Source organism: Pseudomonas sp. BF-R-19, assembly GCF_019956445.1.
GTDB classification, from domain to species: domain Bacteria; phylum Pseudomonadota; class Gammaproteobacteria; order Pseudomonadales; family Pseudomonadaceae; genus Aquipseudomonas; species Aquipseudomonas fluorescens_BH.
The window spans coordinates 1-21,627 of record NZ_JAHBDN010000055.1; the positions used below are offsets into that span (position 1 = coordinate 1).

22 protein-coding genes and 2 pseudogenes are annotated in these 21,627 nt (G+C 56.3%); 12 read left to right on the top strand and 12 right to left on the bottom strand.

The annotated features are described in order from the left end of the window. Positions 1-550: 550 nt before the first annotated feature. From KGB28_RS15140 to KGB28_RS15160, 5 genes are all read right to left on the bottom strand, one after another. Positions 551-2,548, bottom strand: a complete 1,998-nt coding sequence (locus KGB28_RS15140) for a methyl-accepting chemotaxis protein (RefSeq protein WP_263296750.1) — start codon at positions 2,546-2,548, stop codon at positions 551-553. 80 nt (positions 2,549-2,628) lie between these two features. Beyond that, on the bottom strand, positions 2,629-3,432 hold the full coding sequence (locus tag KGB28_RS15145) for an SDR family NAD(P)-dependent oxidoreductase (protein ID WP_223446269.1): 804 nt from the start codon (positions 3,430-3,432) through the stop codon (positions 2,629-2,631). 15 nt (positions 3,433-3,447) lie between these two features. Next, positions 3,448-4,230 carry an SDR family NAD(P)-dependent oxidoreductase gene (locus tag KGB28_RS15150; RefSeq protein WP_223446271.1) on the bottom strand — a complete coding sequence of 261 codons (783 nt, stop codon included), beginning with the start codon at positions 4,228-4,230 and terminating at the stop codon, positions 3,448-3,450. Beyond that, positions 4,227-5,009 (bottom strand): SDR family oxidoreductase, encoded by a 783-nt coding sequence (locus tag KGB28_RS15155; protein WP_223446273.1) that lies wholly within the window; start codon positions 5,007-5,009, stop codon positions 4,227-4,229. Before KGB28_RS15155 ends, KGB28_RS15150 begins: the two co-directional genes overlap by 4 nt. A gap of 15 nt (positions 5,010-5,024) precedes the next feature. Next, on the bottom strand, positions 5,025-5,582 hold the full coding sequence (locus KGB28_RS15160) for a nuclear transport factor 2 family protein (protein ID WP_223446275.1): 558 nt from the start codon (positions 5,580-5,582) through the stop codon (positions 5,025-5,027). A gap of 257 nt (positions 5,583-5,839) precedes the next feature. Between KGB28_RS15160 and KGB28_RS15165 the strand changes: the two genes are divergently transcribed. Together KGB28_RS15165 and KGB28_RS15170 are read left to right on the top strand one after the other, a co-directional pair. Continuing rightward, on the top strand, positions 5,840-6,925 hold the full coding sequence (locus KGB28_RS15165) for a glycerol dehydrogenase (RefSeq protein WP_223446277.1): 1,086 nt from the start codon (positions 5,840-5,842) through the stop codon (positions 6,923-6,925). A 106-nt stretch (positions 6,926-7,031) separates the two neighbouring features. Then, positions 7,032-7,862 (top strand): enoyl-CoA hydratase-related protein, encoded by an 831-nt coding sequence (locus tag KGB28_RS15170; RefSeq protein WP_223446279.1) that lies wholly within the window; start codon positions 7,032-7,034, stop codon positions 7,860-7,862. A 338-nt stretch (positions 7,863-8,200) separates the two neighbouring features. Here the strand turns inward: KGB28_RS15170 and KGB28_RS15175 are convergent, their stop codons facing one another. From KGB28_RS15175 to KGB28_RS15195, 5 genes and pseudogenes are all read right to left on the bottom strand, one after another. Beyond that, positions 8,201-8,920 (bottom strand): MFS transporter, encoded by a 720-nt coding sequence (locus KGB28_RS15175; RefSeq protein ID WP_223446281.1) that lies wholly within the window; start codon positions 8,918-8,920, stop codon positions 8,201-8,203. A gap of 22 nt (positions 8,921-8,942) precedes the next feature. Further along, positions 8,943-9,614, bottom strand: a pseudogene (locus tag KGB28_RS15180) (MFS transporter); the annotation flags it as partial. A 39-nt stretch (positions 9,615-9,653) separates the two neighbouring features. Further along, positions 9,654-10,055 (bottom strand): HlyD family secretion protein, encoded by a 402-nt coding sequence (locus tag KGB28_RS15185; RefSeq protein ID WP_223446283.1) that lies wholly within the window; start codon positions 10,053-10,055, stop codon positions 9,654-9,656. Positions 10,056-10,064: 9 nt separating this feature from the next. Next, positions 10,065-10,817 (bottom strand): HlyD family secretion protein, encoded by a 753-nt coding sequence (locus tag KGB28_RS15190; protein ID WP_223446285.1) that lies wholly within the window; start codon positions 10,815-10,817, stop codon positions 10,065-10,067. A 409-nt stretch (positions 10,818-11,226) separates the two neighbouring features. After that, positions 11,227-12,423 carry an amidohydrolase family protein gene (locus tag KGB28_RS15195; protein ID WP_223446287.1) on the bottom strand — a complete coding sequence of 399 codons (1,197 nt, stop codon included), beginning with the start codon at positions 12,421-12,423 and terminating at the stop codon, positions 11,227-11,229. 134 nt (positions 12,424-12,557) lie between these two features. Between KGB28_RS15195 and KGB28_RS15200 the strand changes: the two genes are divergently transcribed. Then, a complete protein-coding gene (locus tag KGB28_RS15200) occupies positions 12,558-13,451 on the top strand; it encodes a LysR substrate-binding domain-containing protein (protein ID WP_223446289.1) in 894 nt (297 codons plus the stop codon). Between the two features lie 83 nt (positions 13,452-13,534). Here the strand turns inward: KGB28_RS15200 and folX are convergent. Then, positions 13,535-13,688, bottom strand: a pseudogene (gene folX, locus KGB28_RS15205) (dihydroneopterin triphosphate 2'-epimerase); the annotation flags it as partial. A 476-nt stretch (positions 13,689-14,164) separates the two neighbouring features. Here folX and KGB28_RS15215 point away from each other — a divergent pair. The 9 genes from KGB28_RS15215 (at position 14,165) to KGB28_RS15255 (ending at position 21,232) form a co-directional block, all read left to right on the top strand. Continuing rightward, a complete protein-coding gene (locus KGB28_RS15215; RefSeq protein WP_223446291.1) occupies positions 14,165-14,902 on the top strand; it encodes a hypothetical protein in 738 nt (245 codons plus the stop codon). 146 nt (positions 14,903-15,048) lie between these two features. Continuing rightward, positions 15,049-15,219, top strand: a complete 171-nt coding sequence (locus KGB28_RS15220; protein WP_223446351.1) for an AlpA family transcriptional regulator — start codon at positions 15,049-15,051, stop codon at positions 15,217-15,219. Positions 15,220-15,223: 4 nt separating this feature from the next. Next, positions 15,224-16,102 (top strand): ParA family protein, encoded by an 879-nt coding sequence (locus KGB28_RS15225; protein WP_223446293.1) that lies wholly within the window; start codon positions 15,224-15,226, stop codon positions 16,100-16,102. Positions 16,103-16,116: 14 nt separating this feature from the next. Further along, positions 16,117-17,655 (top strand): ParB family protein, encoded by a 1,539-nt coding sequence (locus KGB28_RS15230; RefSeq protein ID WP_223446295.1) that lies wholly within the window; start codon positions 16,117-16,119, stop codon positions 17,653-17,655. A gap of 16 nt (positions 17,656-17,671) precedes the next feature. After that, positions 17,672-18,223: a DUF2857 domain-containing protein gene (locus KGB28_RS15235; RefSeq protein ID WP_223446297.1), complete on the top strand. Its 552-nt coding sequence runs from the start codon at positions 17,672-17,674 to the stop codon at positions 18,221-18,223. Then, positions 18,217-19,422 (top strand): STY4528 family pathogenicity island replication protein, encoded by a 1,206-nt coding sequence (locus tag KGB28_RS15240; protein ID WP_223446299.1) that lies wholly within the window; start codon positions 18,217-18,219, stop codon positions 19,420-19,422. Before KGB28_RS15235 ends, KGB28_RS15240 begins: the two co-directional genes overlap by 7 nt. Positions 19,423-19,572: 150 nt before the next feature. Beyond that, positions 19,573-20,322 carry a PFL_4669 family integrating conjugative element protein gene (locus tag KGB28_RS15245; RefSeq protein WP_069557629.1) on the top strand — a complete coding sequence of 250 codons (750 nt, stop codon included), beginning with the start codon at positions 19,573-19,575 and terminating at the stop codon, positions 20,320-20,322. After that, positions 20,319-20,819, top strand: a complete 501-nt coding sequence (locus tag KGB28_RS15250) for a DUF3158 family protein (protein WP_103395162.1) — start codon at positions 20,319-20,321, stop codon at positions 20,817-20,819. Before KGB28_RS15245 ends, KGB28_RS15250 begins: the two co-directional genes overlap by 4 nt. 5 nt (positions 20,820-20,824) lie before the next feature. Continuing rightward, positions 20,825-21,232 carry a single-stranded DNA-binding protein gene (locus KGB28_RS15255; protein ID WP_223446301.1) on the top strand — a complete coding sequence of 136 codons (408 nt, stop codon included), beginning with the start codon at positions 20,825-20,827 and terminating at the stop codon, positions 21,230-21,232. 114 nt (positions 21,233-21,346) lie between these two features. Here the strand turns inward: KGB28_RS15255 and KGB28_RS15260 are convergent, their stop codons facing one another. Next, the gene (locus KGB28_RS15260) at positions 21,347-21,574 is read right to left on the bottom strand and encodes a hypothetical protein (protein ID WP_069557626.1); all 228 of its coding nucleotides are present in this window, start codon (positions 21,572-21,574) and stop codon (positions 21,347-21,349) included. Between the last annotated feature and the right edge of the window lie 53 nt (positions 21,575-21,627).

Consider the following 21,627-nt stretch of genomic DNA (forward strand, 5'->3'; position numbering starts at 1 on the left):
CAGGATTTCCAGAACATGGGGAATGTCCAGGAGGGGATGAAATCTTCCGGCTTCAAAGGGTCGCGCACCAACCCTGTTCAGGAAGTGGCCGTCTCCAATTTTCATCGCGTCCTGCTGGAGTACCTTGTCGCGCCGGTAGTCGCTAACTCTTATGAATAAAGACTAGGGAATATAGATCCAATGCCACGGGAATGTTGCATACCGCTCGGTGGCAAACTGCATTGAGACGCCTCGTTATACAGACCTTGGAGCTCTGATGAATTCAGCGCCACACGATTGAAGTCTCGCATGGTGAATCCCTCACTACGTGAGGGAAATCGACGCCCTACTACGGTGAGTGAAGTTGCAATCTGATCGAGTAGACTTTGCAGTTCAACCTCAAGCGCTGACAAACGCTGCTCGATACTTGCCATAACAGTGTCCTCGATTAAGCCTATTAAAGTTTGCTCGGTATTTATACCGCCGTCGCTACGGCATCAACCCAAAATGCATGCTGCTCTATACCGCCGCCATTGACGTCCAGACGTTCTAGATAGTGCATTGCTTACCATCAAACCCTAAATTCACCGATCAACTTCTTGAGTTGGCCTACCAGTTCAGACAGCTCGCGGCTGGCATGTTCGGTTTGACTAGCACCTTTGGCAGTACGATCGCCTGCCTGGTTGACTTGGACAATATTGCGATCAATATCATGAGTCACACCCGTTTGTTGCAGGGCAGCTGCTGCGATTTGCTGATTCTGGTCGACGATTATGCTCACGGCCTTGAAAATGTTCTCCAGCGCCTGTTGAACCTGTTTGGACTGGGTTGCCGTGATGCTGGCCGTACTGTGACTGGTATTCATCGCCTTGACGGCGGCACTTACGCCATTCTGCAGCTTGCTGATCGTTTGCTCGATTTCTTCTGTAGACAGCTGGGTGCGTTTGGCCAGATTGCGTACTTCATCTGCAACCACAGCGAACCCTCGTCCCTGCTCTCCGGCCCTGGCCGCTTCGATGGCAGCGTTGAGCGCTAACAAATTGGTTTGTTCGGCTATGGACTTAATGACATCCAAGACCTGACTGATCGTACTGCTATCACTGGCAAGCTGATTGATCACAACAACCGATTGGTCAATTTCTTCTGCCAATTGATGAATACTGCCCACCTGGGACTCGACCAAGGTGCGACCAGAGACCGTCTCCTTGTTTACACTGAGCGCACTGTCCACTGCGACAGCTGCATTTCGCGCCACCTCTTGTGCAGTGGCGGACAGCTCACTCATCGCCGTAGCAATCAGTTCGATCTTCTGCCTTTGCTCAGATACGGCCTGACTACTTTCATTGGAAACGACTTCGACGCGATCGGCCTGGCCTTTGACTTTGGCGACCGTCTGCCCTACCCGTTGGATCAATAGGTGAACCTTGCCAATGGTTCCATTGATAACGCCCCCCAATTCACCTAACTCATCATTGCTCTGGGTGCTCACATTGACCGTCATATCGCCGGCTGCAATGTCATCCATGGCAAGACTGAAGCTTATCAACGTACTACGGACTGCCACGTAAAAACCGCTGTATAGATAACCAATCAATAAAAACACCAGCATCAATCCACTTACGAGCAGGAGCATCCTCTGTTGATCATTGGTCAGCCGGGCGCGGAACTCTCCACCGATGTAGGTCAGCGCTGCATCATTGAATTGGTAAGTCTTGTCGATTTCGACACTCAACTCATCATAGAATTTTTGCCAAGGAACGGCGCCCCCAGACACCAACAACAAGTCGTTCTCCAGCAAAGCGCTTACCACTGTCAATGAGTCGCGGCTTGTGCTGGCTTTGTCCTGCAAGATCGCACGCCCCCTCTCATTCCCCACGAGAGCACCATCGATATGCTGACCGTATTCAGACTGCAACTTTTCCAGCCGCTGCAATGCGTTTTCCACTTCACTGATGGCGCTCGAGTTTCTGGAGCCACTCGCCAGCAGATACGCACCGAGCGAACGCGACTCCCCCAGTGCGAGAGTCAAATCGGCGGCACTATCGACAATGAGATTGATCAGTTTGCGTTCACTTGGGCTGGGATCCAAAGACAACCCTGTACCAGATATTACCGACATGACTAATATTTGGACGTTGGCGAGTTGTTGCTTGATCTCATGTTGCTGTTTGCCTTGAGTGGTGTCGGCATGCGCCGCACGCAACCACTCAATCAAAGCGCCACGTTTGGCATTGATGTCATCGATTTGTGTGCCAGTCAGGTCCACCGATGTCAGTCGCTGTAGCTGATCGATCAGGCTCAAATTTAAGACGCGGATTCGATTGTTAAGGTCCTGACTCTGATTGGCTCCGCCAAGTTGGAACTGGACCCATACGAGATTCTCGAGGCTCTCCATGTCGCGACGAATCTTCAATGCCCCTCTGAGAAACTCCAGCCCAGCTATTTCCGTCTTGGTTCCAACGAACTGAGCATAGGCATCCTTGATTAAGACATAATTAGTTGCCAGCATGGGGATGAAAAACAAGGCGCTGATCAAGCTAAACTTCTTGCCGAAACTCAGACGATTCATAAGCGAGATGGCAGGATGCAGGAAAGTTTTCACTGAACGCCTCTAATTATTATGTTTGAAGCCAAGTCAATGCTCGGGATCTAGAATTTCGTCGCTACGGCATCAGCCCAAAACGCTTGGTGCGCCATGCAGCCGCCATCGACATTCAGACAGTGGCCAGTGACAAATGCGGAGCGATCAGAAGCCAAAAAAACCAACGCATGGGCAATGTCTTCAGGCTGGCCAAGTCGCGCTGTCAAGTGATGACGAAGCATCATTTTGCCCATCTCCCCTTCAGCGTAAGTGTCTATGACTGCGGGGGTGACGATGAGTCCTGGAGAAATCGCGTTACAGCGGATGCCCTCCTTGCCATGCTGGGTGGCAACGTATTGCGTGAGCATGATGACACCGGCTTTTGAAACACCGTAGGCAGAAAAACTGTGAGCACCTGCCTGTCCGGCACCGGACGCGGTATTGATGATGGAACCACTACCCCTTTCGCGCATATGAGGAATTGCGTACTTGATGGCCAGCATCGTCCCTCGCAAGTTAACGCGCATGATTTCGTCCCAGACCTCAACGTCCACATGTTCGACGGCGGTATCCCTGGTTGATGACAACCGCGTATCGGCCGCATTATTGAACAGCACATCGAGACCACCGAACGCTTTGACAGTGTCAGCGACCATCGACTGAATGGACTCCTGGTCTTGCAGGTCGACGTGTAACGCCAAAGCCTCTGCGCCGCTATCACGAACTTTCAGCGCTTGGCGTTCTGCCCCCTCCCTATTGATATCGGCAACTACAACCCGCGCCCCTTCGGCCGCCAATACCTCCGTTGAAACCGCGCCAATCCCACTCGCGCCACCGGTGACAATCACTACTTTTCCCTCAAGCAAACCCATTGCATCGCTCCTTAGCTACATAACGGTGTAAAGACCGCCATCAACCATGAGTGTCTGACCTGTCACGTAGCCAAATGCCTCGCTACACATAGCGACCACTGCACCGCCAATGTCGTCACGTGGTCGCCCCATACGCCCGAGCGCGAACCCTGTCAGGTACTGATCTCGTAGTTCTGGATTGGAATTCAGGTAACTTTTCGCAACCTCAGTAAGCGAGGATGGCGCGATCATATTTACCGTGATGCCATAGCCGCCCCATTCCCGGGCCAAAGCTCGTGTGAATCCTCGGTACGCGGCTTTGCTCGCGGAATAGATCGGATTGTGCCCGGCACCATGTTGCCCAAAGGCCGACCCCATTAAGAGGAAACGCCCGCGATCACCCGCTCGTTTGAGTTCGGAGAAGGCCGACTGAGCGCATATAAATGCCCCATTAAGACTGACCGCTGATTGAGCGTCCCAGTCCTCATCGGTGATATCAATGAGCGACTGGGGCATGCCGGTCGCCCCATGCACAGCGTTATGAATCATAATGTCGAGCCCGTTGAATGCCTCAACCGTCGCTGCGACCGTCCTGACCATATCCGCGCGACACGTCACGTCAGCCTCGACTGGCAAAACGCTTCCTCCGAGCTCGCGGATCATTCGAGCTGTCTCTTCCGCGGTACTTGCGCGCCGCGCTGCAATAACAACGTTTGCCCCTGCCAAACCAAGAGCAATGGCCATATCACGGCCTGTCCCGCCCCCTGCTCCGGTAACAATCGCAGTGCGGCCCGTGAGCGAAATATTTTTATAACTCATGGCAGCATCCACTCCCCGCCGTCCAGATTCAGGCTCGCGCCCGTCAGTACCTGGTCGCCCGCACCACCGAGAAATTCCACTGTTGTGAGTGCTTGGCTTAACGAAAGAGCAGCCCCTAGCGGCAGAGGTGGTGGCCCCATTTCAGGTACATGAGGGAAACTCAACTCACTCAGGTGCGGGTACAGCTCGCTCAATGACAAGGCGATCCAGTTGACTGTAACCCCCAACGGCCCCAGTTGGCGGGCGGCTGACTTCATCAAGCCACGCTGCCCCTCAGCTAGAGTCGTAAGTGCAACGAAATCACGTGCCCCGGTATATCCAAGCGTCGGCCCAAGCAACACAATCCCGCCCCCTTGAGCCGCCATGGCGTTACCCGCTACCTGAAGGCAATGAAGCGTCGCTTTTAGAGGGCGCATACAACTATCCGCCCATTCACTGCCGGAAAATTGATCCAGCGAGCAAGGATTTGTCGACGCGTTTGAAGCGATACAAGCGACCACTAAGTTCGGTGCCCCAATCAATTTTTCGGCTCGAGCAAACGCCTGGGATATAGATGCGCGGGATCCGAAATCGATGAGCAACGTCAAAGCCACCTTCTGACTTTCGTGCACAGCTTGCTCAGAAAGGAGCACAATCCGAGCACCGCGCGCCGCCAGGCCAGTCGCCAGTTCCACACCATGAATGGCGCTTGAGACGACTACATAAATCGAACGTCCGCTTAACGATTGCGCAGTCTGCGATTCCTTTTGTTGTCTCACACTGTTTTCCTTCTGTTGCACTACCGTTTCGTTGCCTCAAGGTAGTCGTGACAGTTGGGTGACCTGCTGCGGGTCTCCTTTATCCCAAAAAGGCTTCCAAGTAGAAAACCGTCCGGGCAGTTTCGGTTTGCTCTTTGCCCAAGCATCCCAACGCTCGGCGTTTGGTCCAAACGGCCGCTCGAGGATATCGGTCGTGTACCAGTGCTGTTCATCTCGCGCGGTGAAATACCAACTGCCATCTCGGCGTTCGTACTGGTCGAAATAGCAGATCGCCATGACGATCCAGTGCTCCTCATGCTCGTGCTCGGCCCGGCAATAAACCGTCCCGCTGGCGTGGTCCGCATCGATGAAGTCAATGACGTGGCCACAAATCTGATGGTGAGAGCGATAAAAATTTCGCACCGCAGGCTCGATGAATTGCCTGAGCACCTCACGACCTTTTCCATGACGTCCGCAATCCACGTCGTCTACAAACAGATTCAGCCACGCTTGGATATCACGCGCGTCGAGAGCCACGGCATACCGAGCAGGCAACTGTTGAATTGATAACTGAGACTCCAGGCGGTCGATTCGCTCGAGCAACGCAGGTTCCATATCAGCACCACTTATTGAACGTTGTTCTTATTTGTGAACACAACTATAACTCGAAATTTTCCAGACGCAAGCTTTCGGAAGATGCGTTAGAGGAGACTTATCACCGAGAAATGCATGGCAAGAAATAAATGACACATAGTCAGCTATGGGCAATTTATGGCATTCTGCGACAACAGGTGATCGCTCGGCGTCAGGAAGTCGCTTGCATACGAGGACGTCTGGGCACAAATCTTTTACAGGTCAGGAGGAATTATCCAATGAAGCGTATCTTCGGCGCGGCGGCCAAATATGTGCAGGGAGCTGGGGTGATTGACGAACTTGGCCACTACCTACGCGAGACAGGTCAGCGACCAGTAATTGTGATCGATCACCAGATCCGTGAACTGCTGAGTGAGCGGTTGGAGAAAACCCTGAACGACGCCACGCTACCGGTGAAGCTGATCAGTTTCCCTGGCGAAGTGACCCATGCAGTGATCGACTCTTTAGCTGATCTTGCGCGCATGGCTGACGCCGACGTCATCGTAGGTGTTGGAGGCGGCAAAGCGCTTGATGCGGCAAAAGGTGTTGCGCTCAAGTTGGGCACCCGATTCGTCAGTGTGCCAACTATCGCCTCAACTGATGGGCCAGCCAGCGCTGCTATCGCTGTTTACAATGATCAGCATGTGATGGTGGAAGTGCTGAAACTCCCCAGAAATCCCGAGCTAGTGCTGGTGGACAGCCAAGTCATCATTGCCGCGCCAATTCGATTCTTGCTGGCGGGTGTCGGCGATGCTATAGCAAAAAAATTCGAAGCCGAGGCGTGTGCACTGGCCGGAAAGGAAACACCTCAAGGTACCCTTTCAACACATTCAGGGCTGGCAGCCGCGGACACCTGCTATCGGCTCATCCGCACACACGCCATAGCTGCGCTGCAGGCGGCAAAATTGGGTCAAGTCACCGAAGACGTGGAAGCACTCATTGAGGCTGCAGTCTTACTAAGCACCTTGGGTTTCGAGAACGGTGGGCTGTCGATTGCTCATGCCATCGCAAGAGGATTCCCGTACATGGAGTGGGCAGTCCGAACACTCCACGGAGAACATGTGGCGTATGGGCTCTTGGTGCAGTTAGTGCTGGAGGATAGATCACTGGAATTCTGCTCTGAACTCTACTCTTTCTACGGGCAAATTGGACTGCCACGCCGGCTCGCGGACCTGGGCCTGGAGAACACTAGCGTTTCAGAGATAGAGACACTGACCGAGCATGCGCTGGTGAGTCCGTCGATAAAGCGCTTCCGCGTGGAAGTCACTTCTCAAGCAATCATCCAGGCTATCAATCGAGTTGAATCATGGGCACCACAGGCCTGATCAAACTCCATGACCAGAAGACCAATGAACTGATTGCTAACTCTTTTTTTGGCCTGAACAACGCTGGGTAATCGTTTTATCTGGCCCAGCCACCGGGAGCACCGAGATGCAGGAACCCACAATCCGCACGATTCTTGACCATGGCGTTTACACCATTACGCTCAACCGCCCTGACGTCCATAATGCGCTTGATCCTTCCATGTGGCGCGAGCTACTTGGCTATCTTCAGGACGCATCTGTCGATCCCGCTGTACGTGTCGTGGTTCTCGCGGGCGCAGGGCGCTCATTCTGCGCAGGTGCAGACGTACGTAGCTTCGGGACTATCGACGTGGGTGATCCCATGGCAGTGCTTTATGCTAATGACCCAGTCTGGATGGATGTTGAATTACGGGTAAGCCGCCTGATCAAAAACTCAGGCATTTGTGAGTTACTCTACGGCATGGGCAAACCCACCATCGCGTCCGTTCGAGGTGCCGCAGCCGGAGCCGGATTCAGTTTCGCAACCGCATGTGATTTTCGCATCCTTTCGGAAACTGCCAGTTTTTCAGCGGCCTATACCCGCATCGGCAGCTCCGGAGACTACGGAATCACATTTTTCCTAACTCATCTCGTAGGCCCCGCCAAAGCGAGAGAGCTATTGTTTTTTGGCGATAAGATTGATGCCCAGTCGGCGATGAAGGCCGGACTGGCAACTCTAGTGGTCCCCGATGACGACTTGGAGGAGGAAACGTTGACTATGGCTCGGCGCCTGGCGGCGGGGCCGCCAGTGGCTTTGCGCCTGATGAAGCAGAACTTGTTGGCAGCCCAGACCGAGCGGTTACGCGAAGTTCTAGAACTGGAAGGCCGTAACATGATCCGCACGCTGCAGACCGAAGACTCCAAAGAGGCCGTCCGTGCCTTCAAGGAAAAACGTCAGCCAGAATTCAAGGGGCGGTGACGGGTTGTAAATCTTCAAATGTTGCTCTCAAAGGGGCCTCAATTATAGGTCACTCACTGGAAACGCAAAACCCAGTCAAACTTGCAGACCGTCCCGTGGAATCGCGAGACGGTTGATGGGCAAGCTTACCGTTGATTGACCTCTAAACAGAGGCCAGAGTTTCTCGCCACTGTCGTCCATGACATGCGCCGTTCCTTCCGGGATCAATTGCCCGTAGCCTCATCCGCCAGTCAGCGCTTCTGATCAAAGCGCCGGTTGAAGCGGGCGAATTCTTTGCGCAATCCTTGAGCCCCAAAAAGGCAAGCACCCGCACCAAAAATGAATCTCTCTCACCAGCTTTATGCTTTCTCTGAAATCACCTTGGTTTCAGTACGGATCGCAGGTTTGCGCAATAGCAAAATCAATGGAGTAGCGCCCAGCGATAAAATCATCAATAAGCGAAAGTCATTCATATAGGCGATCCAGCTGGCCTGCTCGATGATCAGGGCATCAAGCGCTGCCCGTCCGCCCGCCATCAAGGGGTTAAGCTCGCTTTGCACCGCCACCGCTCGGAAGGCATGGTTGAAAATGGTGACATAGCCCACGATATCGGCATGGTTAATCTGGATATTCTGCGCCAGCAGTACAGTGCAGATCGAGATGCCAACGCTGGAGCCAATATTGCGCGACAGGTTGTAGAGCCCCGTGCCGTCGCCGCGCAAGGCGGCTGGCAAGGTTGTAAATGCCATGGCGCTAAGCGGCTCGAACAGGAAGCCCAGGCTTGCACCATGCATGAAACCGGTATAGATGATCGCCTTCATCGACACATCAGGGGTCCAGCCGGTCATCAGCTCCATCGATAAGGCCGAAAGCAGCAACCCCATCAGCAGCAACCAACGGGTATCAACACGGCCAATCGAGCGCCCGGCCAAGAACATGCAGAGCATGGTGCCCAGACCTCTTGGGCCCATGACGATGCCAGCGGTCAGCACCGGATAATTCATCAGCTTCTGAAGGTAGGGCGTCATCAATGCCAGAGACGACAGGTAGGATGCCGATGGTGAAAATGAATATAACACTGACGCTGAAATTGTGGTCCTTGAACAATGCTGGGCTGATGAAGGGCGTTTTTGCGGTGAAGGTGTGCACTAGAAATACATAGCTGGCGGCGAAGGCCACCACAGCTTCGATTAGTATTTCACCCGAAGAGAACCAGTCCAGTTGCTCGCCGCGATCAAGGAGCAGCTGGAACGCCAAAATTGCCACGCTCAGAGAGCCGAAGCCAAACCGATCCAATTGCGCGTGCTTTTCAGGCACGATTTCGTGCACGTATTTGATCATGCCCACCAATGCCAACAGGCCGATGGGCAGGTTGATGAAAAACACCCAGCGCCAGCTCAGGTTATCGGTCAGCCAACCACCCATCGTGGGCCCGAGCACCGGGCCAACCATCACCGAAACACCGAACATGGCCATGGCCGAGCCGCGTTCGCGTTCGTTGTAGATGTCCAGCAGGATGCCTTGCGCCAGTGGAACCAGTGCCGCTCCGGCCACGCCCTGAAAGCGAAAGGCGACAATTTCGCCAATGGAATGCGCGACTCCACATAGCACCGAGGAGAACACGAAACCCGATATCGCCCAGATCAATACCCGTTTGCGCCCGAAGCGCCGAGCCAGGAACGCCGACGGTGGCGTCATCACGGCCGCGGTATCGATGTAGGAGGTAAGTACCCAATTGATCTGGTCGGAGCTGGCCGAGATGCTGCCCTGCATATAAGGCAGGGCGACGTTGGCGATGGTGGTGTCGAGCGCCTACATGATTACTGCATGGATCACGCACAGCGTGATCATCGGCCGGTTAAATGCGAGTGCACCCGATTCACTCATGGCCCACGCCTTGCCCGCAAACAAATGTGCGATACCGTCGGGCAAACCGCGACTGTGACCGGTATCGATTTCAGCTTCGACGCTCATTCCATGACGCAGGGCGGGCTTTCCGGCGGCGTCGTCGATGCGAATTCGGATCGGGATGCGTTGTACCACCTTGGCCCAGTTGCCCGTGGTGTTCTGCGCCGGCAGCAAGGAAAAACTGGCCCCCGACGCTGGGCTAAGGCTTTCCACTACGCCATGCCAGACCTGGCCCGGGTAGCTGTCGACGGTGATGGTTACCGGTTGGCCGACGACCACGTGGGTGAGTTCGGTTTCCTTAGGCAAGGCCGCAACCTAGAGGTTGTCGTCGGAGATCAGGCTGAATCCAGCCTGAGCCGGCTGCAGGTACGACCCAACCAGCAAGCTGTCGACTTGGGTGACAATGCCATCGAACGGTGCCCTGACCACAGAATCGGCGAGGATTCGCTCGGCATCGGCGACCGCTGCCTGGGCTTTCTGAAAGGTAGGGTAATGGTCGACCGGCAACCCCGCCTGACCTCCCAGCTGCGCCAGCACCGCCTGGGCTTTGGCCTTGACCACGGCCACCCGTTGCAGGTTCATGTCGAGCTCATGACGCGCATCGTCATAGTTGTTTTTCGACACCGCCGAGACCTGGAGCAACTGCTCCAGGCGTCTCAGGTTTTCCTGGCGGTACGGCAGTTCAGACTGGGCCTGGACGACTTCGGTCAAAGCCTGATCGTAGCTGGCCTTGAGGTTCATCCGCTCATTGCGCACCGTGCCAAGTTCTGCCCGGGCGCTGGCCAGAGCCATTTCGAAGGCAGCAGCGCGCAAGCGAAACAGAACCTGGCCTTTGCTGACCTGCTGATTGTCCCGGACTTCGACCGCTTCGACCAGGCCCGACACGTCGGTGGCGACCCCGGCCCGATCGGCCTGGATGTAGGCGTTGTCGGTGGAAATATAGCGGCCTCCAGAAAGATAAGCCCAGCTGACACCGAGCAGTATCAAAGGCAACGCCAGAAACAACCCGGTGCGGGCTCTGCTCGCGCGCGGCGCTTGTGCGGCACCGTTTTCAGGTTTCGCAGTCATGGTAGCTCGAGGCCATGGCCGGGTCAGCAACCTGTGTGCTACGTCCGTCTTCAGTACGAGTTCCTGCGCTCTCGAGGGTTGTCTCACTCATGGTTCGCACTCTTCATTTCCGAGCTCTCTGCTTGGAAACCCACAACCTCCCACAAGCCTTTGTCAGAGTCAGTAAGGTTAGTTCAAGTCCTTGGTTTCTCAACAGATAAACACGGATTACAACCCGCCGGCTGACCATCCGTGACAACGTAAACTACTGGTTCCACGGGCCAGAACAAGACCGAAATTAGGGGACATTTCTGATTTGGGTTTACAACGAAGGAAAACATCTCTCACTAAAAGCGCAACCAACCAAATTTGGAAACCGCCTCACGAAATCGCGAGACGGTTTTTTGAAACGCTTACCGATGTTTGACCTCTAGATAGAGGCCATGAATTTCTTGCCGTTCTCGTACATGACTTTGCGTTGCTCCTCCAGGGAGCAATTACCCATAGCCTCTTCAATGAAGTCCTTAGGCTCTGGCACACCTTCCGCGTGGGGGTAATCCGAACCCATGATTATCCATTCGGCGCTGCCAGTCTGGTCGATCACGCCCCTGATGTCGTCTTCCGGATACGCGACTACACCAACATGACGTTTGAAGATGGTGGACGGACGCTCGGTGAGTTGCCCTTGAGGCCAATAACCCATTTTTGCCATCCCACGAACCTTGTCCATTTTGACAAGCATGTTCGGGACCCATTCGCAGCCATTTTCCGCGGACAGCATTTTGATGTTAGGAAAGCGAGCAAAGAAATTCCAGAAAATGAAGTTGGAAAGCGTTTCGACTACAGGGCGCTCGCTGTAACCGTGCATCCACACGAAGGCCGATTGACGCAACCGCGACTCTTGCATCTTCTCACCCCAAACAGCCATGTGGTGCTTGAGATAAATGGCCTCACCCACGTGGAAAACCACGCGAACATGCGCCTCATTGAGCAAAGACCAGAAGCGATCATAGTAAGGGTCTGCGGGTGATCGACCATGTACGGATGGCCCCATCGACATTAGCACTGCACGGGCGCCATTTTTAATCACGAACTCAGCCTCGCGGATGGCATCATCCAAGTCAGCCAAACTGATCAACGGCGCTGAGTAGATGCGATCCTTGTAGTTGAAATGCCACTCGTCCAGCATCCATCGGTTGTACGCGTGGAGCACCTGGGCACCGGCTTTGGCATCATCCAGAAAGCTAGGTACCGTCACCATATTGCCGCAGTACAAGAGACACCCTTCAACGTTGAATTCGTCCATTTTTTTCAGACGGGCTTCGGCGTGCATCATGTCAGGCGTCATGTCGACACGCATATCGACCTCACCCTTGCCCTCTTTCATGGCTCGCAACCACTCCTTGAGGTTGCCCGGTGGCGGAACCTTACCGTCGGGTGTCATGTAGCCGCCAGTAATTTCAACCTTCCGCTCGCCCACATACAACGCGTACTCATTGTCGGCGCCAGTTTTGAAATGGATGGTCCAGTCTTTCTCCAGTTCCTTTGGCAGGTAACGGGTGAACGCATCAGGCGTTTCGTAAAGGTGGCTATCGCCGTCGAAGATGGGGCCATTGTAGGTTTGCATTATGTGACTCCTATAGTTCATATATACGAACGCTAGACGCATTTACGTCCTCGGAGCTATTGTTTACCTAGCCGCTTAACGATTGCAATATCTATATTGCTAACGTATTAATTGATATCAAAAAGGTCTTGAAAATGGAGCTTCGACAGCTTAAGCATTTTGTGATCGTTGCTGAAGAGCTGCACTTCGGTCGCGCCGCAGCGCGCTTGGGCATGGCCCAACCGCCACTGAGTCAGTCCATCATGCGGCTAGAAGAGAGCCTAGAGGTCAAATTGCTCGACCGTACAAGCCGCCTGGTCTCACTGACGGTCCCTGGGCAGGCTTTATTAGAAGAAGCCAAAAAGATTCTCGCTTTAGTCGAATTTACAGAGAAAGCGGTACGACGGCTCGAGGCAGGTGAGTTGACCAAATTGCGTATTGCATTCGCGCCTATGGCCGCGATGCAAATACTTCCTCAGGCTATCCGCTTGTTCCGAAAGCGCTACCCAGCCGTAGAAGTCGAGTTGGATGAGCGCTCGAGCAAGCTTCAGGTAGAGGGGCTGCTGAACGGCAGCCTCGATATTGGCATCATTATTCGGAACATCGTGAATACCCAAGGCCTTGAGATCAGCACGATAGAACACTCAAAGTTAGTGGCAGCGGTGCCCGCAAAATGGTCACTCGCAAAACGCGAAAGCGTGAAGCTTGTTGAACTGGCTAGCTACCCCTTCGTGCTCACCACACATCCATCCAATCTGTACCCCGCGCTTGAGGCCGCGTGTCGCCGTGCCGGCTTTACCGCTAAAGTCACCCAACGGGTGGGCCAGTCGTACACCATGTTCAATCTGGTCGCGAACGAACTCGGTATCGGGTTGATTCAAGACACTGCACGAAACATGAAGGTTGAAGGGATCGCTTTTATTCCGGTCGAGGATCTTCCCAACGATTTTTATGGTGAGGCCGCCGTAGCCTGGGTACCTCGCGCTGTTTCGCCATCGGTCATTGCGATGACCAACCTTATTAAAGAGGTCGCCAAAACCAAATCGTGACTTTATTGCTGTTCGCGTGTCACGCATCAAGTCAATAAATGGTTTTTTGGTAACCTATCGCTTATCGCTTCAAATCTTGAAGCTCAGCGCATTGCCGCAAGCGTAATCGACACCGACTCAGCAAACCTTAGGGCGTGGGGCTTGTCGACCTCAACTTCGGCGTACAATACCGACCCGTTGGCCATAACCAGATCGAGAAATTTCCTGGGTCAGGCGTTCGAGTAGAGCGAAGCGATTGCCCCTCCACACCCTCGGCGATAGTCCTGATAACCCCAGTCATCTTGTTGAACCTTCGCGCAAGCCGTTTAGGCCCGAACAGGCTAAACAGCACAGTTGCGCAGACCATGCCCAATACCTCGACGGCATCGATCATCCCTTGTGCCAGACCGGTGTAATGCTGGACCGTGTAGTTGCAGACAAAAAGCGCGGCCATGGTTGTTCAGAGTGACGCTGAATCTGCACGGTCTTATAGGGTGGGGTACTGTGCCGAATTGACCCCTTCAACCTTCGCCCTTACTTGAGGATCTCTGTCCTCCTGCCTGACGCCAAAAATTATCGCTACCCCGCCTTGCGTAGCGAACTTTTCCCATGCAAAGCTGTCACCATAATTGGATCCACAATTGGTTTTAGGAATCTGGTTCGCTGGACACAGGCCCAGAACAGTAGCTCGCGCTGGCGAATCTAGGATAAATTCAGCAGGAGGCTGTTTACCCATGGTCTCGATCAGAAACTCCTACCACCCTATCGATGCCGCGATTCTCTGGTGCAACCTCGCCGACCACCAAGGCGAAATTCTGCAGGTAGATCTCTCTCATCCCGGTTGTCTTCTCAAGCATTTCCCTCAATGGCCCTTTCTTCACGCCTACGCCGAACGTATCTACGACGCGATCTTCTGTGGCGAGTTACCCGCGACCTACCTTGGACACCCAATCACTTCTAACGACAAGGCTGAACGTATCTATTGGTCCATTCGCCATTCTGATCTCCGGGTTTGGTTTGCACGCAATTACCCAGAAGATAAGCCAGCATTCCTATTTTCCCAGAACATCGACCATTCCGAATGCGTAAGCCTGACTGCGTATCTGGCCCTGCAAGCGGAGCGAGACGCCGGCGCCCGCGAGATTGAAAAGCTACGCCAAGCACACTCGGCAATCGCCGACGAGGCGGCGGCTCTCGCCCTCGACCACCAAGGGCTGTCCGCGCAGCTTGGCGCATTTGAGGTTCCCTCCGAAGCGTCCGCATTCGTGCACTACGCGATCATTGGCGCCCTACTGGCGGTCATGCTGGGCAAATCCAGAAGCGGCCAAACGCGGTCGATTTACAAGAACCAGACTGCAGTTGTCGAGGCCATTACCGAGCAGTTCCCTGGGTTTCCTGGGTTGAGTAAACGGACCCTTGATCGGAAATTTGCAGAAGCTCGCCGTCATTTGGCTCAAGTGTTACAGGCCTAAAACCGAATTGCCTGGCAATGGGTGCCATTGCCTGGCAATGATTTCTCTCCTCCGTCGGCCTTCACTGACTGTCACATCCCACCACGCGCCATCCGACGCTAAGGAGTGACACCGTGCAACCTATCAGCCCTGCCGATCGCCACATCATGCGTCGTGATGAGGTCGAACAAAAAACCGGATTCAAACGCTCACACATTTACAACCTGATGAAAGCCGGACTGTTCCCGAAATGCCGCCGCATCGGCACGCGTGCCGTTGGTTGGGACTCACTAGAGATTGAGCAGTGGGTTCAGGATCGCTTGTCGACAGGAGTCTAGCGGCATGAAAGTTCTTTCGTTGATCTCGACCAAGGGTGGCGCCGGCAAGACCACCATCGCCGCCAATATTGGTGGATTGCTCGCCGACTCAGGCTTGCGGGTGTTGCTGCTGGACCTGGACAGCCAACCGACGCTGTCCAGCTACTTCGCTTTGTGCAAGCTCCGAGAGGCCGGCAGTTACGAACTTATCTCGCAACGGCTCACTGCTCCCGAGCAGGTGATCACTACCACCGTCATTCAACACCTTGAATTGATCGTGTCCAACGACCGCGCCGGGCATATTAACGCCCTGCTGATGCAAGCGGACGATGGCCGCCTTCGACTGCGCAACCTGCTGCCAGCCTTCCAGGATCGCTACGATGTGCTCATCGTCGATACCCAAGGCGCGCGCAGCGTCGTGGTGGAGATGGCCATCCTCGCCTCCGATTGTGCACTTTGCCCAGTCCCGCCGGAAATGCTTGCAGCGCGCGAGCTGAGGCGCGGCACGCTTGGGCTATTTGAGGAATTGGAGCCGTACCGCTACCTGGGGATAGCATTGCCGTCGGTGAAGCTGTTGATGAACCGGGTCAACGCCAATCGCCGCGATACCCGCTTGATCATGGAGAGCCTGAAAGCATCCTTCGAGACCGATCCTCATGTCAGCGTCTGCGCCACGGTGATTCCCGATCGAGTGGCCTATCTCAATGCGGCCTCACTGGGGCTGCCCGTGCACCGCGTCGACTTCGCCCCACCATCCGGTAGCAATAGCCCTTGCGCAGCTGACGTAATGCGCGCTTTGGCGGTCGAGTTGTTTCCAGAGTGGACCGACCAGCTGAGCTCATCGCCGAGGAGCGGGCCTAGCCTAACGTCAACAGCTGACAGCCGACTCATCCGTCGCGGCTGATCCGAGGACCTGTGATGAAGCCGCCGACCTCCGAAGAAATCACGCGTCAACTGCAGCAAGTCCATTTCCCGCAGAAGCCGGGCCGTGAGGTCACGGCCGGCCCTGTCGGCGACATGCCGATGGTCGTCAGCCTCGAGCAACTGCATCCCTACGAGCTCAATCCGCGAGTCATCCGCAACCCGCTGTATGACGAGCTCAAAGCCTCGATACGCGAACGCGGCCTGGACCAGCCGCCTTCCATAACGCGTCGCCCGAATGAGCAGCATTTCATCATCCGCAACGGCGGCAACACCCGATTGAGCATTCTCGGTGAGCTCTGGCAGGAAACCCGCGAGGAGCGTTTCTTTCGTATCCATTGTCTGTTCCGTCCCTGGCAATCCGAATCGCATGCCTTGCTCGGGCACTTGGCCGAGAGCGATTTGCATGGCCAGCTCACCTTCATTGAGCGAGCATTGGCTGTGGCGAAGCTCGAGGAAATGTTTCAGAAGCCTGGTGCCCCCCTGAGCCAGCGTGAGCTCTCCGCGCGCTTGAACCAAGGTGGATACCCTGTCTCGCAATCTCATATCAGCCGAATGTTCGATGCGCTCGAGCATCTGCTACCTGCAATTCCACAGGTCCTCTATGCAGGTCTCGGCAAGCCCGCCATCGAGCGGCTCATCACACTGCGGCGCCGAGCGGAGTCGACCTGGAACCAGTATTTTGGTGATGCTCAACAATTCGCTCTGCTGTGGCTAGAGGTGTTGTCGACATTCGAAGGTGAAAAATCCGAACTGGATTCGAGTGCGCTGCAGGACGAGCTGATCGCCAAAATGGCAGTGATTCTGAACCAGACACCCCGCCTGCTGGCCTTGGAAATGCATCAGGAACAGCGTGTGCCGCCTCACGCATCAAACAACGCTCACCCTCTGCCTCAAAGCGTGGAAGACGATCCTCCACACCCGTCACCAGAAAACGTGCACGCCTCCGAAACATCAATCGAGTCGTCTAGTCCCGAGCAACGGCGAAGTGGCGGCGACCCTTCCTCGGCGAAAGAACCCCGCCTTTCCCATATTCGACAGGCGCTGAGTGACGAGCTGCCGGCTGTGAGGCAGCCCGGCGGTATTCATGACGTTCAGTCACCGGTGAGCTCAGCTACACCACACACCACCGTGCTGGATGGCATCCGTGGCTTGCGCGAGACCTGCGCTGCACTGGCGACCGATCTAGCCAAATATGCCGACGCCAGTGCATTGGTCAGGCCGCAAGCTGACGGCCTGGGCTTCACCCTGTCACTGGAGCACCGCGAGCGGCTCAGCCCGCGATACACCGGCATTCAGCTTCTGCTCTCAGCCCTGCTGCGTTTGCAAGATGACGTGGCCTGGGAACAACGTCAGCAGTTGCCGGCCGCGTTGTTTGGTCAGCTGCTGATCGGGGCCTACGACCTGCCATTTGCCGAACGCCCCTCTCTGACAGTTGGCCTCGAGCGGCTCCCCGATGCCCAGCTGGAGCAACTATTTGCGTTGATCCGCCACGCCCGGCGGCTGATCGATATGACGCTGTCGCCCACTCGTTAACGTGAGGAACTGCCTCATGACCACGACTTTTAACCTATTGAACCATGCCATGTTGAACCAGGTGTTGTATGAACTGCGCCATGGACGCCTGCAGCGGTGCAGGGCCTTGGGGCTGGCCGATGAAGACATCGAGGTACTGCAGTCGCTGCCACCCAGCACCTTGTCCCATCTGGCGCACTCGTCCATAGCCTGGGTGGAGGTCAAAGTCGACACGACCGTGCTGCGACGCCTCATCGCCCAGGCCGAACGGGATGAACAAAACGAGCGGCTGATCAACCGGGCTCTCAAATTGGGCGCGAGTTCCAGCATCATGTACCGCTGCTTTGGCCTGGACCATTCGGAAACCGCGCTGCGTCGTCGCGTGCTTAAAATCGAGACCCACCGCGGTCGGCCGGTTCAGCTCAGCGAAGCGCAAGAGCATGCCGTATGGAACCGCTGGAGCCAACTGCGGGGAGACGATCCGGACAACGATCCACTGGACGCGATGATGATGCTGGCGGAGGAACAACACATCAGCCTGACCCTGGTCTGGCAGCAGATTGAACTGTACGGAGGTGCGCCATGCTGAACTTCTACCAGGTCGACTGGCAAGATGTGGTGCGCCAGTGCTACGACGCGCTCCGGCGACGCTTGGAGTGGCAGGCGTCACAGGCCCAAATGGCTGCCTCCACTGCGGAGGCACCGCTACGGACCATCTACTATGGCGACAATAATCCGTTGCCCCAAGCGTTGCTGCTTGATCGCCGGCTGACGCCGCTGGAGCGCAACACCTGGCAGGTGTTGCGCTGGCTGATCACCGAACGCCGGGTGAAAACGCCTCGCTACCAGGACCTGCAGCCCTACCTGGCTACCAGCCCCTGCGGTTCCCAGGCATCACGCGAAACCATCGCCCGAGCGCTCAACGTACTCCGCACGACCCGCTGGCTCAGCTTGGTCGAGCGCTCCCGCGATGTGCAAGGCTGCCTGCGGGGCTGCGTTTACGTGCTGCACGGTGACCCGTTGACTCCCGCCGAACAGTTTGAGCTCGACGGCGGCTACGCATCGCTGCTCCAGCAGAACCTCACCCACGCCACTAAAGGCGTGCGTGACGTGGCGCAGCATGTGATTGAGGAAATTCACGCAGACCCACAAGTGGCGGCGGTCGATAAGGAAAAACTTGCCTCACCAGCTGTGCCAGCTCAGCAGCAATCGCTCTCCCTAACCAACGAAGGGGCGGAAAATTCCGAACCCGGAAAAATCCACCAGGTTCGGAACGCAGGCGCATCACCAGCGGACTCCGAACCCTGCAGCAACGCACCGATTTCGACTGTGATTCGGAATGCCGACGCCGGCCGTACAGTACAAAAAGAGAAAAGCAAAAAAAGTACGGTACTGGCGCAAGTGGCGTTCGGCCAAGCCCGATGGCCGGAAGACCTACCCCTAAGCCCAACCGAGCGACGCATGGCCATCCAGGCGATGCGCCAGCTCGAACCTGAACAGCAACAAGCCGTGATCAACGAAGCGTCGGTGCGGTGCGCCCGCGGCGAGATCCGCAAACCGGTTGCCTACCTGATGGGCTTGATCAAGCGCGCATGCCAAGGGGAATTTACCTTGTGGGCGGCCCGTGCCGAGACGACTACACCAGTGACCACGTCCCACAGCGATCCGAAGGTGGAACCGCCCTGCGAGCGTCCACGGCGTAGCGGCGAACGCACGGCCTCTCCACTCGCCTTGGCCTGCCTGGAGGAACTGAAGCAACGTTGTCGCGGCATAGGCGCAGCGCCTTAAGACTGGACGTCAGCGGAATCAATGCCGGTGCCATCAAATCCAGGGAAATCCACTGCCTGTAAATGCGAGTGAACCACCTTCGCGTTGATCCGCGCCGTGCCTCACTGAACAGCCCATTGTCTGCGTCATTCCGACGGCGAGGTACTGGCGATGGTCGATCACTATCAGCTCAACCTGGGCTCCCTGCGCAGCAGCATCACCCTCACGCTGCACACCCATCATGCCGCGCGGTTGTGGCAAGGCCGCATGGCCCGCGAAGGTGTGCACCCCATCATGGGCATGGCCGGCTACATCAGCGTCACCAACCTGCTCAAGCACGCGAGCAGCCAGGACGACCCATTCGCTGACTGGTTCATGCTCCAGCTGGAAGATAAGCTGCTGCAGGCCAAGGCCGAAATGCTTACATTGACCAGCCAGATCAGCCAGGTGGAACGCGACCTGCCCACCCAAGTCGATGTCGGCGACAACCTCAACATCCATCCAGTCACTCTGCCGCTGTTCATCGGCAGCCAGCTCGGCTTTCTCGCGGTCTACCTGCTGACCGACTACGACACCTTGGTGCGCCGCGTGCTGCTCGCCCATCACACCGCCTTGATCGGCCGCAGCGACATGGAGGTCTGGATCGATCGTGGCGCCCATCTGCTGCGCAGCCTGTTCGGTTTAGCGCAGCGTTACCGCCTGGCCGGGGTCAGCCGGGATGACATGGCCGCGAACAACGCCCGCGCCCGCGAGGCCATTGACAAGTTCGGCACGCCACCGCGAAACATTCTCGAGGGCAGCCGCCGCTCCCAATTTGCCCCACCCATCGCGCGCGGCTCCACGGCCTCGATTCGCGATGAGCCGGATCAGGCAGAGGCTCAGCCCGCACAGGACGTTCCGTCTGAAGGGGGTGAAGCATGACCTTGGCCGAGGCAATCGCCCGGCGTTTGTCAGCGGATGCCTATCGCGAGTTCGAACAAGGTGCCTCCCTAAAAGGCCTTTTAAAGCCTTTTAAGGGTAAGGGGGATCTGCAGCAGTTCGCCGAGACGATCCTGCGCCTGCGCGCCCGGGTCGCCGGACTGATGGGGGTGATGCTGACCATCATGGCGCAGTCTCCCTTCTCGCTGCTGGACCTGCGATTGGTCGTCCAGCACAGCGCCTCCGGAACCGATTTCCTGCGCTGGCGCAGCTCGGACTTCCAGCGCATGGGGGTACAGGTGTGGCAGCAAGCGATGGCGCTTCCGCATCTGGCGCCTTCGCTACGGGAGGCGCTGTACCAACTGGAGGTCAACCGCGTCACCCTGAACCTGCAGATGAGTAGCCTGCAGTCACTGTATCGCCAGGCCGAAACCGGCGTCAGCAAGCTGCACGCCGCCGAGACCCTCTTCGATCTATCCCGTTCCCCCACCGAGGAGTAGCAAGCATGAGCACGTTTTTTGTTGGTGAAGGCAACATCGGCAGCGCCCCGGAGTTTCAGGAGTTCAACAACCCCCCGGATGAACCGCGACGCCTGTTGCGGCTGAATGTCTATTTCGACAATCCGGTACCGCGCGAAGGCGGCTACGAGGATCGCGGCGGCTACTGGGCCCCCGTCGAGCTCTGGCACCGGGACGCCGAGCACTGGAGCACCCTGTACCAGAAAGGCATGCGCATCCTGGTCGAGGGCCGGACGGTCAAGGATGAATGGGAGGACAGCGAGGACAACGCGCGGGTGACGTTCAAGGTGGAGGCCCGACGCATCGGCATCCTGCCCCACCGTCTGGCCTCGGTGTCCATGCGCGAAAAGGCCAATGAAAGCAGCGGCTCCGGACGCAAGGGGGCTAGCAAGTAGACCCCACGCAAGACCGGCTAAGCGGGTGGTCCTCAGAGGAATCACGGCCTGCAGCGAGATACCCCTGAGGACTCGCTGCCCGCTCGGCGCGCAACGCTGGATACTGCAGGTGGTTCAATGCCGCCGGGGCTCTCCCCGCTGATCAGCATCCAGCAGCTGCGTCACCTCAGCCAGGTACTGGTCCAGAGCAAGAAATGCCCGCCAGTGCGCCTGGCTTTCCTGAACCCATGCGATCAACCTCGCGCGCGCCTTCGGATTGTCCGGTTCCAGGTGGGTTGCCATGAACAACTCGTAGGCCTTGAGCGCTAACGCATCTGCCTCACGCTCGTTAGATCCGTCCAAGCCGTAACCTCCGTTTTGACAGGTGGGTTATCACACTCAATTTGAGTGATACG